Source organism: Actinomadura montaniterrae (assembly GCF_008923365.1).
GTDB classification, from domain to species: domain Bacteria; phylum Actinomycetota; class Actinomycetes; order Streptosporangiales; family Streptosporangiaceae; genus Spirillospora; species Spirillospora montaniterrae.
In genome coordinates this window covers 76,614-87,231 of record NZ_WBMR01000015.1, presented here as the reverse complement: position 1 = coordinate 87,231, position 10,618 = coordinate 76,614, and the positions used below count along the sequence as shown (strand labels likewise).

At 74.6% G+C, this 10,618-nt stretch carries 11 protein-coding genes; 7 read left to right on the top strand and 4 right to left on the bottom strand.

The window, feature by feature from the left end:
* The first annotated feature begins 93 nt into the window (after positions 1-93).
* The gene (locus tag F9B16_RS08465) at positions 94-783 is read left to right on the top strand and encodes a class I SAM-dependent methyltransferase (protein ID WP_151539428.1); all 690 of its coding nucleotides are present in this window, start codon (positions 94-96) and stop codon (positions 781-783) included.
* Positions 784-821: 38 nt separating this feature from the next.
* Entirely contained in the window at positions 822-1,595 is a 774-nt protein-coding gene (locus F9B16_RS08460) for a YqjF family protein (protein ID WP_151539427.1), read from the top strand.
* Between the two features lie 4 nt (positions 1,596-1,599).
* Here F9B16_RS08460 and F9B16_RS08455 read toward each other — a convergent pair whose 3' ends face one another.
* Positions 1,600-2,388 (bottom strand): DUF4352 domain-containing protein, encoded by a 789-nt coding sequence (locus tag F9B16_RS08455; RefSeq protein WP_151539426.1) that lies wholly within the window; start codon positions 2,386-2,388, stop codon positions 1,600-1,602.
* Between the two features lie 126 nt (positions 2,389-2,514).
* Between F9B16_RS08455 and F9B16_RS08450 the strand changes: the two genes are divergently transcribed.
* Entirely contained in the window at positions 2,515-3,360 is an 846-nt protein-coding gene (locus F9B16_RS08450; protein WP_151539425.1) for a polysaccharide deacetylase family protein, read from the top strand.
* Here F9B16_RS08450 and F9B16_RS08445 read toward each other — a convergent pair.
* Positions 3,347-4,810 (bottom strand): aminotransferase class I/II-fold pyridoxal phosphate-dependent enzyme, encoded by a 1,464-nt coding sequence (locus F9B16_RS08445; protein ID WP_151539424.1) that lies wholly within the window; start codon positions 4,808-4,810, stop codon positions 3,347-3,349. The two genes, F9B16_RS08450 and F9B16_RS08445, sit on opposite strands and share 14 nt — an antisense overlap.
* Before the next feature lie 96 nt (positions 4,811-4,906).
* Between F9B16_RS08445 and F9B16_RS08440 the strand changes: the two genes are divergently transcribed.
* From F9B16_RS08440 to F9B16_RS08430, 3 genes are all read left to right on the top strand, one after another.
* Complete coding sequence (locus tag F9B16_RS08440) at positions 4,907-5,263, top strand: DUF3140 domain-containing protein (protein ID WP_151539423.1); 357 nt, start codon at positions 4,907-4,909, stop codon at positions 5,261-5,263.
* 9 nt (positions 5,264-5,272) lie between these two features.
* Positions 5,273-5,464, top strand: a complete 192-nt coding sequence (locus F9B16_RS08435) for a hypothetical protein (protein WP_151539422.1) — start codon at positions 5,273-5,275, stop codon at positions 5,462-5,464.
* 237 nt (positions 5,465-5,701) lie between these two features.
* A complete protein-coding gene (locus tag F9B16_RS08430; RefSeq protein WP_318839222.1) occupies positions 5,702-6,448 on the top strand; it encodes an MgtC/SapB family protein in 747 nt (248 codons plus the stop codon).
* A 4-nt stretch (positions 6,449-6,452) separates the two neighbouring features.
* On the opposite strand, the gene F9B16_RS08425 is transcribed toward F9B16_RS08430, so the two are convergent.
* Positions 6,453-6,635: a hypothetical protein gene (locus F9B16_RS08425; RefSeq protein WP_151539420.1), complete on the bottom strand. Its 183-nt coding sequence runs from the start codon at positions 6,633-6,635 to the stop codon at positions 6,453-6,455.
* A gap of 49 nt (positions 6,636-6,684) precedes the next feature.
* Between F9B16_RS08425 and F9B16_RS08420 the strand changes: the two genes are divergently transcribed.
* Positions 6,685-9,420 carry an ATP-binding protein gene (locus tag F9B16_RS08420; protein ID WP_151539419.1) on the top strand — a complete coding sequence of 912 codons (2,736 nt, stop codon included), beginning with the start codon at positions 6,685-6,687 and terminating at the stop codon, positions 9,418-9,420.
* On the opposite strand, the gene F9B16_RS08415 is transcribed toward F9B16_RS08420, so the two are convergent.
* Positions 9,413-10,609 (bottom strand): erythromycin esterase family protein, encoded by a 1,197-nt coding sequence (locus F9B16_RS08415; protein ID WP_151539418.1) that lies wholly within the window; start codon positions 10,607-10,609, stop codon positions 9,413-9,415. The genes F9B16_RS08420 and F9B16_RS08415 overlap by 8 nt on opposite strands.
* Positions 10,610-10,618: the final 9 nt, after the last annotated feature.

Below are 10,618 nucleotides of genomic sequence, written 5' to 3'. Positions count from 1 at the left end.
CGGGCGCGGGGGAGGAGGGCGCGCCGGCCGCGGGCGCCGCGGAGACCTGACGCCGGGTCCCGCCCGCCGGCCTTGCCTGGCACGATCGGACGCATGTACGAGCGCTTCGCCCACGAGTACGCCGCGCACGCCGCGGTGAGCCCCTACAACGCGCTCTACGACCGTCCGGCCGTGCTGGGCCTCGCCGGGGACGTGCGCGGCCGGACCGTGTTCGACGCCGCGTGCGGCCCCGGCCTCTACGCCGCCGAGCTGCAGGAACGCGGGGCGCGCGTGCTGGGCTGCGACGCGAGCCCCACGTTCGTGGCGCTGGCCCGCGAGCGCACCGGGGGCCGCGCGGACCTGCGCGTCCACGACCTCGCCGAGCCGCTCGGCTGGGTGCCGGACGGGTCGGTCGACCTGGTCGTGTTCGCGCTCGCGATCCATTACCTGGACGACCGCGTCGCGGTCCTGGAGGAGTTGCGGCGCGTTCTCGCGCCGGGCGGGGCGCTGGTGCTGTCGACCGAGCATCCGATGTCGAAATGGCTGCGTCTCGGCGGCTCCTATTTCGACGTCGAACCGGTCGAGGAATCGCTCAGCGAGGAGCGCGACTGGCCGATCCGCGCGTGGCGGATGCCGCTGACGGACATCTGCGCGGAGTTCCGCCGGGCCGGGTTCCTCATCGACGAGTTCCTCGAACCCCGGCCCGTGCCGGAGATGGCGGAAAGCCACCCCGACGACCACGAACTGCTGAACCAGGTCCCGGCCTTCGTCGCGTTCCGGCTGGTCCCGCGTCCCGGCTGTTAGCGCGTCCCTGGTGAAGGGGCGTCGCCTATCCTGGCGCGGTGCCGTCCCGTCCCGCGGCCGCCGAAGCGGTCACGCCCGAAGCGGTCACGCCCGACCCGCCGGGCTCGATCGACCGTCCGCTGCTCACCCAGTCCTGGCTGGACGTGGCGCTGGTGCACTGGGCCGCCGACCCCGCCGACGTGGCGGAACTGCTTCCGGCGGGCACCCGCCCGGACACCTTCGGCGGCGCCGCCCACGTGGGCCTGATCGCCTTCCGGATGCACCGCGTCGGATGGCTCGGGCTGCCGAGCGTTCCGTATCTCGGCGGTTTCCTCGAGACGAACGTCCGCCTGTATTCGGTGGACGGCGACGGCCGGCGCGGCGTCGTCTTCCGCTCCATGGACGCCTCGCGCCTCATTCCGGTCCTCATGGGGAGGATCGGTTTCGGGCTGCCTTACCTGTGGTCGCGGATGTCGTTCCGGCGCGTCGGCGACATCGTCCTCTACACCGGTTCGAGGCGCTGGCCCGGGCCGCGCGGCGCGGGCAACAGAATGGCCCTGCGCATCGGGGAGCGGATCGGCGAGCCGACGGAACTGGAGCATTTCCTGACGGCCCGGTGGGGCCTGCACAACGCGTCCTTCGGCCGGACGCTGTTCCTGCGGAACACCCATCCGCGCTGGCCGCTGCACCGCGCCGAACTGCTGACCTGCGACGAGGACCTGGTGACCGCCGCCGGGCTGCCCGCGCCGGCGGGTGACCCGGTGAGCGTCCTGTACTCGCCGGGCGTCCCCGCCCGCTTCGGCCTCCCCGCCGGCCCGCTGCGCGCCGGCTGACCCGTCAGGCGCCCCCGACCTCGATACGGACGCCCCGGCTGTCACCGGTGGCGTGGAGTTCCAGCGCGCGGGGTGCGAAGCCGGGCGGGACGTCGAAGAGCAGGTAGCCGGTGAAGGACGAGCCGGCGGGCAGCGCCCGCGACGCCGACCGCGCGTACCTCTTCGAGCGCGACGGGCGGAGGAGCACCGAACCCGGGTGCCCGCCGTCGCCGCCGTGCAGGCGCTGCGCCGCCGCGTCCAGGCGGAGGGCCGCGGAGCCGGTGTTGGCGGCCGTCAGCCGGACGCGGCACAGGGTGCCCTCGGCGGCGATGCCCTTGATCTTGACGCCGCAGCGCGGGCCGTACGCGGTGAACGTCAGGTCGCCGTCCTGGACGGGGGCGCCGAGGACGCCGCGCACGGGCGCGGTCGCGTGCTTGTGGAGGGCGTAGCCGCCGCCCGCGAGCCCGGCGGCCAGCAGCAGGACGAGCGCGGTGAGCAGGCGGCGCGGCCCGGCCGTCCGGCCGCCGAGGAGCCGGATGTCGCGGATCGCCAGCCAGCAGATCTGCAGGGTGGCGGCGGCGTCGGCGACGGCGATGAGCGGCAGCAGCCAGCCCGCGGCGGAGCGCCGGTAGCTGTTCAGGATGAGCAGGATCGCGAACGCCGCCAGCGCCTGGACGCCGAGGACGGCACCGAACGCCTGCGCGATCCGTCGTCCGGCCCGGACCGGCGCCGCCCGTCCGGGCGGCCGCGGGTCGTGCGGCGGCCAGGCGACGGGCCCGGGCGGGTCCGGCCGGGTGAGTTGCGGGTCCGACACCGGCATCACCGTACGGGCCCGCCGGTTCCATGATCGACTTTTGGCCTGAAGCGGCCGGGGCACGGGGTGGCGGTGGTGCGGGGGGCCACTGAATGGACTCATGGGGCAAGCGGTAAGTTCTGCGGCATGGGGGACTTTTGGGGGCGGTCCGTCCGCGTCGTCGCGGGGGCCGCCGTCCTCGCGCTGGCGCTCGCGGCCTGCCAGCGATCCGCGGCGGAGAAGCCGAAGGCGGCCGCGCCGCCCGCCCCGGCGGCGCCCGCCGTCCAGCAGAAGCCGGACGCGGCGGCGGTCTGGCGGAAATGGGGCCTGAAACCGATGGTCCCGGCGCCCGCGCCGCCCGCCGACAAGCCGCTGAAACTGCCGAAGAAGGGCCCCGCGAAGGTCTTCGAAAGCGTCCCCACCAAGGACCGCGTCGTCTTCGTGACGCTCGACGACGGGCAGGAGAAGGACCTGAGGTTCGTCGAGATGATGAACGACCTCAAGGTGCCCGTCACGATGTTCCTCACCAAGGACGACGTCCAGGACGACTACGGGTACTTCACGCCGCTGCAGGCGCTCGGCAACCGGATCCAGGACCACACCGTCACCCATCCGGTGCTGCCGGCGCTCGACCTGGAAGGGCAGAAGCAGGAGATCTGCGGCGACCGCGACGCCCTCACCGAGCAGTACGGGACGGCGCCGACGCTGCTCAGGCCGCCGTTCGGGCGGTGGAACTCGCTGACGCAGGAGGCCGCCCGGGAATGCGGCATCAGCGGCATCGTGATGTGGCGGGCGTCGATGCAGATCCACGACTTCCAGTACGACGACCCGAAGAAGGAACTGCATCCCGGCGACATCCTGCTCGCGCATTTCCGCGGCCCGGAGCAGCTCAAGGGCGAGACGATGACGCGGATGTTCGCCGATCTGCTGAAGCAGATCGAGAAGCGCGGTTTCGCGGTCGGGCGGCTGGAGGACTACATCAGCGTTCAATGAACACGCGGACGCTCTTCACCGAGGAGTCGGCGGCGTCGGGGATGACCATTCCGGCGTCGACGCCCGTCCGCAGGTAGTCCATGACCGGGGCGGTGATCCGCTCGCCCGGCAGGACGGCCGGGATGCCCGGCGGGTACGGGGTGATCATCTCGGCGGAGACGCGGCCGACGGCCTCGTCGGCCGGCACCTGCTCGGCCGGGCCGAAGAACGCGTCGCGGGGCAGCACGACCAGTTCGAGGCGCAGCTCCGCCGGCGACGGCACCTTCACCTCCGGGACGCCGGTGAGCGAGCCCAGGTTCGCGCGGAGGTCGCGGAACGCGGTGAGGAGATGCCCGACGGTGTCCTCGTCGTCGGCGAAGGTCAGCTGCGCGCTGATCCGGCGGTGGTCGGCGAGGTGCATGTTGATCCGGTGGTGCTCGCGCAGCCAGTCGGCGGCGCGGTAGCCGCTCGTGCCGAGCCCGGCGAGGTCGATGACGATCGGCAGCGGGTCCAGGTCGCGGGCGAGGCCGGGGCCGGTGAACTCGTCGCGTCCCTGCACGTCGAACCCCATGCCGGACAGCTCCGAGCGGGCCCGCGCGGCGAGGTCGAGCGCGCCGCCGAGCAGCTCGCGGCCGTGCTCGACCATCTGCCGGCGCCACCCGTCCAGGCCCGCGTACAGCAGGACGGACGGGCTGGTCGTGCCGAGCAGGTCCTCGCGGGCCTTGAGGACGTCCGGGTCCACCAGCGGGCCCTGGAGGTGGAAGACCGAGCCCTGCTCGAGGCCCGCGCCCATCTTGTGGACGCTGGTCACGCACACGTCGGCGCCGGAGTCCATCGCCCAGGTCGGCAGGTCGGGGTGGAACGGCAGGTGCGCGCCCCACGCCTCGTCCACGATCAGCGGCTTGCCGCGCTTGTGGCACTCCTCGGCGATCGCGGAGAGGTGCGCGCACGTCCCGTACGGGGTGGGGCTGGTGACGAGGGCGCCCTTCGCGTCGGGGTGCTCGTCGAACCGGGCGGCGAAGGTTCCGGCGGACGGCGGGTGGGCGAGGTGGCGCTCGGCGTCCCACTGCGGCTCCACCCAGATCGGCCGGACGCCCGACAGGATCAGCCCGGACACCACGGACTTGTGCGCGTCCCGTCCGACCAGCAGCTTCTCGCCGGGGCCGGCGACCGAGAGCATCGCGCTCTTCACCGAGAGCGAGCTTCCGCAGGTGGAGAAGAACGTGTGGTCGGCGTGCACCGCGTCCGCCATCAGCGCCTGCGCGTGCTCCAGGACCTCGTTGCTGGACATCCGGTCGTCCAGCCCGGAGATCGCGAGCAGGTCCGACCGGTAGACGGCGTCGCCGAGCACCTCGCGGGCGCGCGGGTCGGCGCCGCGGCCCTGCTTGTGGCCGGGCGGGGTGAACGGGACCTGGCCCTCCCGGTGGTAGGCGGCCAGGGCTTCCAGGACGGGGGCTCGGGAGTGGTCCATTCCCGGCGTGTTCCCCGCAGCGGGACGGCCTAACGGGCGCGCCGCGGGGACTCCGGCCGACGAATGGGACGGCCGACACCGGGTAGGGCGAACGCCATGAACGATCGCATACCGGCCGAGGCGGAGCTGGCCTGGGAGGACTTCCACCGGCTCGTCAACATGACGTCCGACGAGCTGCGCACCTGGCTGCTCACGGACGCCTCGGGCGAGGAGGCGTTCCCGGCGGAGCCGGAAACCGGCGTCTCCGAGCTCGGCGTCCGCGTGGTGGACCTGCTGCGCAAGCGGAAGGTGGACCTCACCGACGGCGACGCCGACGTGATGCGCCAGGTCGTGGACTACGTCGAGGACCATCTGGACGCCCCGCCGCCGGACGGCGCGAGCAACGAGCGCTGGCGGCACGAGCTGATGACGGTGGGCCACGACCCGCTGCGCCCCGAGCCGTCCAGCGCATAGGAGGGGATCATGCCGAACCCGCAGCAGCCCGAGATGAGGCGGTCCGGGCGGACCGCCGTGACCGAGGAGCCGGCGCCGGAGGCCACCGACCCGAAGTCGACGCGGGCGAAGGGCCACGCGCACGGCACCGACAAGGGTGACAAGGGCGGCGGCAAGGGCGGCGGGACACCGCCGGACCAGCGCCCCCCGCACCCGGAATGAGCGAACCACCGCGCGGGTAGCGAAACCGCCCGGTGCGCGGACAGGACGGTACCGGGCTGAACACCGCGCGAGCGCGTTAACTGGCCGGTGAGGCGATGCCGAAGGCGAGCCTCACCGGCCAGATCGCGGAGCGATGCCGCGCTCGCCTAAGCACGGTCAGGGGGCGAGCCGCCAGGCGAGCCCCCTGGGCCGGGATTGCGAAATACAGTGTTGGAGCTGTCGCCGGGTCAAGGGGTCGTGCAGATCGGGGAGCTGCTGCTCGCCCTGGTGCTGTCGGCCTGCATCGGCCTGGAGCGGGGGCTGCGCAACAAGAGCGCGGGCCTGCGCACGCACACCCTGGTCGGCGTGGGCGCGGCGCTGTTCATGCTGGTCAGCAAGTACGGGTTCCAGCACGCGCCGGGGCACGTGTCGTTCGACCCGTCGCGGGTGGCGGCGCAGATCGTGTCGGGCATCGGCTTCATCGGCGGCGGGCTGATCTTCGTCCGGCGGGACGCGGTGCGCGGGCTGACGACCGCGGCGGTGGTGTGGGTGACGGCGGCGGTCGGGATGGCGGCGGGCGGCGGCCTGTGGCTGCTGGCGGTCGCGGTGACCGGCGCGCACTTCCTGGTGGTGTACGGGCTCAGCGCGCTGTCGCGGCTGCTGCCGATCGAGCGGTTCCGGCCGGCGGGCCGGGCCCGGCTGCGGCTCGTCTACCGGGACGGGCGGGGCGCGCTGCGGAGGGTGCTGGTGGAGTGCACGCAGCGCGGGTTCGCGGTCCTGGCGGCCGACGTGGAGCGCGAGTACCTGCCGGACGACTCCGACCGGGGCCGCGACGAGCGCCGCGACCGGGACGAGGCGTCCGGGCGGCGCGGCCCGTACAACGCGGTGGTGACGCTGGTGCTGGAGGGGCCGGGCTCGGTCCCCGACCTGTCCGCGACCCTGGCCGAGCTGCCCGACGTCGTCGGCGTCACGGTCGGCTCCGACCACGACGACGACAACGAGTGATCCGCTAGGCCTGGGTGTGGGGGCGGTAGCCCTCGTCCTCGCCGCCGGGGGCCTCGGCTTCGGCGTTCGGGGGGTCGGTCTTGCTGGGGGCGTGCTCCTCGGCGAAGTCGTCGTCGGTCTCCTGGGGGGCGCCCGCCTCGGCGCGGCGGTCGGCGAGCGGCTTGTCCTCGTCCCGTTTCTCGGTCATGTGGTTCCTCTACTCTGGGGCGCCGTGAATAAACGCCTAGGGTGAAGCCATGTTGTACGGGCGTGACGAGGAACTGGCCATGGTCGACCGGCTTCTCGGCCAGGTCCGCGAGGGGCGCGGTCAGACGCTTGTACTGCGGGGTGAGGCCGGCATAGGCAAGACCGCGCTTCTCGGCTACGCCGCTGCGGAAGCGTCCGACATGCGGGTGGTGCGCGGTACGGGGGTCGAGTACGAGAGCGGGATGCCGTATGCCGGTCTCCACATGCTTCTGAGCGGGCATCTGGACCGCATCGATTCGCTGCCCGACGCGCAGGCGCGCGCACTGCGCAACGCCCTCAATATGGGCGCCCGCCAGGACACCGATGGCGGGGACCGGTTCCTTGTCGGGCTGGCCGTCCTGACCCTCCTGGCCGACCTCGCCGAGGAGAAGCCGCTGCTCTGCGTGGTCGACGACGCGCAGTGGCTCGACGGCCCGTCCGTCGAGGCGCTGCTGTTCGCCGCGCGGCGGCTGGAAGCCGAGCCCGTCGCGCTGCTGTTCGCGGCACGCGACCTGGACGCGCCGGAGTTCCCCGCGCCCGGCCTGCCCGAGGTGCGGCTGCGCGGCCTCGACAGGGCCGCCGCCACCGAGCTGCTCGCCCGGCACGCCGCCGAGCTGCCGCGCCACGTCCACCACGAGGTCCTCGCGGCGGCGATGGGGAACCCGCTCGCCCTCCTCGAACTGCCGGGGCTGCGGACGCAGGCGCACGACGCGTCGTCGGCGTACGAGCGGATCCGCCGGTCGTTCGCCGAGAAGATCGCCGCGCTGCCGGAGCCGTCCCGGACGCTGCTGCTGCTCGTCGCGGCGGACGACGCGGGCGGGATTCCCGCGATCATGGGGGCGGCGGGGCGGCTCGGCGCATCCGTCGACGACCTGGAGCCCGCCGAGCGCCGAGGCCTGCTGCGCTCCACCGCGGACGGCCGGCTGGAGGTGCGGCACCCGCTCGTCCGCACCGCCGCGTACGGCGACGCGCCGCTGAACCTGCGGATCGCCGCGCACCGCGCCCTCGCGGAGACGTACCGGGAGCGCGGCGACCACTGCCATCACGCCTGGCACCTGGCCCGGTCGGCGACCGGCCCGGACGAGTCGGTCGCTGCCGTACTGGAGTCGACGGCCGACAGCGAGCGGGAGACCGGCGGCAACGCGTCCGCCGCCGCGATGTACGAGTCCGCCGCCGGACTGAGCCCCGACCCGAGCGCGCGCGGGCGCAGGCTGGCCGCCGCCGCGCGCGCGTACGCGTTCGCGGGGATGCCGGACCGCGCCGCCGAGCTCGCCGCCCGCGCCGAACCCGACCTTCCCGACCCGATCGCCCGCGCCGACCTCACGCTGATCCGCGCGTCCCTCGCCGACGAGCAGGACCGGACGAAGGAGGCGTACCGGATGTTCGCCGACACCGCCGCGTCCGTCGCCGACCTCGATCCGGACACGTCCGGCTACCTGTTCTTCCAGGCCGCGGGCGCCGCCGCGAACGCCGGGGACTTCGCGTCCGTGGACGCCATCGCCGCGCGCGTGACCGAGCTGGGCCTGCCGAACGCGGCGCACCTGCGCGCGCTGTCCCGGGTGTTCGCCGGGCAGAACCCGCTCGCCGCGCCCGGCGACCTCACCGCGGGCGTCGCCGCGCTGCGCGAGCTGATGGACGCGATGCGGCTGTGCTACGGCCCGCGCGACCGCGTCCGCGCCGGCCTGTGGCACATCCTGATCGGCGACTTCGAGGGCGCCGCGGAGACGGCCGCCGAGCTGGAGCGGCGGTACCGGGCGCAGGGCGCGATCGGGCTGCTGGCGTCCGTGCTGATGATCCGGTCCCGCGCGCAGCTCATGCTCGGCCATCATCGCGAGGCGCGCACCGCCGCGGCGGAGGGCCTGCGGATCGCCGCCGACACCGGGCAGCACCGCATCCGCGTGTACCTCGCGACGGTCCTCGCGCTGCTCGCCGCGATCGAGGGCGACGAGGACGCCTGCGCCGAGCTGACCGAGGAGGCGCTGGCCCGCGGCGTCCCGCCGAGCAGCGTCCACGCGGCGGCGGCGCGCGGCCTCCTCGACCTCGGTCTCGGCCGCCACGAGGCCGCGCTGTCGCGGCTGTCGGACGTCGTCGCCGGGCCGAATCGGCAGGGCTCCATCGCGAGCCTGCCCGACCTCGTCGAGGCCGCCGTCCGCGCGGGCCGCCCGGACCTCGGGCGGGACGCCGCGGACTGGTACGCCGGCTGGGCCCGGCAGATCGGGCGGCCGTGGGCGGAGGCGATCGCGCTGCGCTGCACCGCCCTCCTCGCCGCGGGCGTCCCGGACGCCCCGGACGACGCAGCGGACGGAGCGGACGCGGCGTTCGCGCAGGCCGTCGAGCTGCACCGCCAGGGCGGCACCCCGTTCGAGCGGGCCCGGACCGAGCTGCTCTACGGCGAGTGGCTGCGGCGCGCGCGGCGGCGCAACGACGCCCGCGCCCAGCTCCATTCGGCGCTGGAGGCGTTCAAGCGGCTCGGCGCGGCGCCGTGGGCGGAGCGCGCCCGCGCCGAGCTGCGCGCCGCGGGCGAGAGCCTCGCCACCGATGCCGGCACCGGGCCCGACGACCTCGCCGCCCGCCTCACCCCGCAGGAGCTCCAGGTCGTCCGGCTCGCCGCGGCCGGCCTCAGCAACCGGGAGATCGGCGCGCAGCTGTTCCTCAGCCCCCGCACCGTCGGCTACCACCTCTACAAGGCCTACCCGAAGCTCGGCGTCGCGTCCCGGGGCGAGCTCCCGCGCCTCGACCTCACCTGAGGGGGCGGGCCGGGGTCACCCGCTGGGAGTGGATCACCAGGTCGAGGAGGGCGCCGGGGGTCGAGCCGGGCATCCGGTGGTCCGCGTCGTCCTCGGGACGGTAGCCGGGGCCGATCACCCGGATCGGCGCGGGGGCGTCCAGCCAGGCGGCGACCGGCGCCGGGTGCGGTCCGCGCAGGTCGAGCAGGTAGTGCGGCGGGCCCGCCTGCCCGAGGACGGCGTCGCCGAACGCGGCGGGCGGCGGCGGGACGCGGACGCCGCCGTGCACGGCGCCGTGGTCGAACGTCAGGCCGACCGCCAGGTAGCCGTCGCCGAGTTCCTTGCGCAGCAGCCCGCCCGTGTTCGTGCGCGCGGACGGCCCGCTCGCCACGTGCTCGCCGTTCGCCGCGTGCGCGATGCCGCCCCAGTAGGCGACCTTGGACCGCGTCCGGTCGTGCCACCAGAGCAGGTTCGCCGCCATGCGCCGCTCGCTGAACGGGATGATCTCCTCGGGCGGCAGGCCGTGGAAGCGGTGGAAGTCCACGACGGCCCGCGCGGCGTGCACCGCGAGACCATCGCCGGGGAGGTCCTCGACCAGCGCGTACGCCTGCTCGGCCCGGTCGGTGAGCGGCTGCTTGGCGGGCTCGCGGCGGAACCGGCCCACGTGCTCGTCGATGTCGCCGTCCGGCCGCAGCGGCGCGTACAGCCGCCGGATCTCGTCGAGCCGTCCGGGTGCCGCCGGCCGGACGTGCTCGATGACCAGGTCGTACGCCGATGCCCGGATGGTGGTGAAGTTCATCCCGAACACGCGGACCGGGTCGCCGGGGTGGTGCTCGTTGAACCGCCGGATCCAGAGCAGCGCGTCGAGCACCTCTTCGGTCCGCCAGGGCAGCCACGCGTCGGACAGAAGCGCGCGCGGGTCGCCCTCGCCCGTCCGGACGTAGGCGTCGAGGCGCAGGCCGCTCGTCCAGTCCTCCTCCAGCGCGAGCGTCCGGAACCCCAGCTCCTCGACCAGGAACCGCAGGACGCGGTGCTGCAGCACGAACAGCTCGCGGGCGCCGCGCGTCGCCGCGCCGAGGCCCACCACACGCGCGCCGCGCGCCGCGTCCCGCAGCGGTTCGAGGTCGCCGAGCGGCCCGTCCGCCGAGGCCGCGGCGACCGGCCGCGCCTCCTCCGCGATCCAGCTCGTGACCGCGTTCTCCCCGTTCATGCCGTCTCC

What these genes read in the sequence shown, in the direction of transcription:
- F9B16_RS08465 (WP_151539428.1), top strand. Translation starts at nt 94, where the DNA reads ATGTACGAGCGCTTCGCCCACGAGTACGCCGCGCACGCCGCGGTGAGC.
- F9B16_RS08425 (WP_151539420.1), bottom strand. Translation starts at nt 6,635, where the DNA reads ATGACCGAGAAACGGGACGAGGACAAGCCGCTCGCCGACCGCCGCGCC.
- F9B16_RS08450 (WP_151539425.1), top strand. Translation starts at nt 2,515, where the DNA reads ATGGGGGACTTTTGGGGGCGGTCCGTCCGCGTCGTCGCGGGGGCCGCC.
- F9B16_RS08420 (WP_151539419.1), top strand. Translation starts at nt 6,685, where the DNA reads ATGTTGTACGGGCGTGACGAGGAACTGGCCATGGTCGACCGGCTTCTC.
- F9B16_RS08440 (WP_151539423.1), top strand. Translation starts at nt 4,907, where the DNA reads ATGAACGATCGCATACCGGCCGAGGCGGAGCTGGCCTGGGAGGACTTC.
- F9B16_RS08435 (WP_151539422.1), top strand. Translation starts at nt 5,273, where the DNA reads ATGCCGAACCCGCAGCAGCCCGAGATGAGGCGGTCCGGGCGGACCGCC.
- F9B16_RS08445 (WP_151539424.1), bottom strand. Translation starts at nt 4,810, where the DNA reads ATGGACCACTCCCGAGCCCCCGTCCTGGAAGCCCTGGCCGCCTACCAC.
- F9B16_RS08415 (WP_151539418.1), bottom strand. Translation starts at nt 10,609, where the DNA reads ATGAACGGGGAGAACGCGGTCACGAGCTGGATCGCGGAGGAGGCGCGG.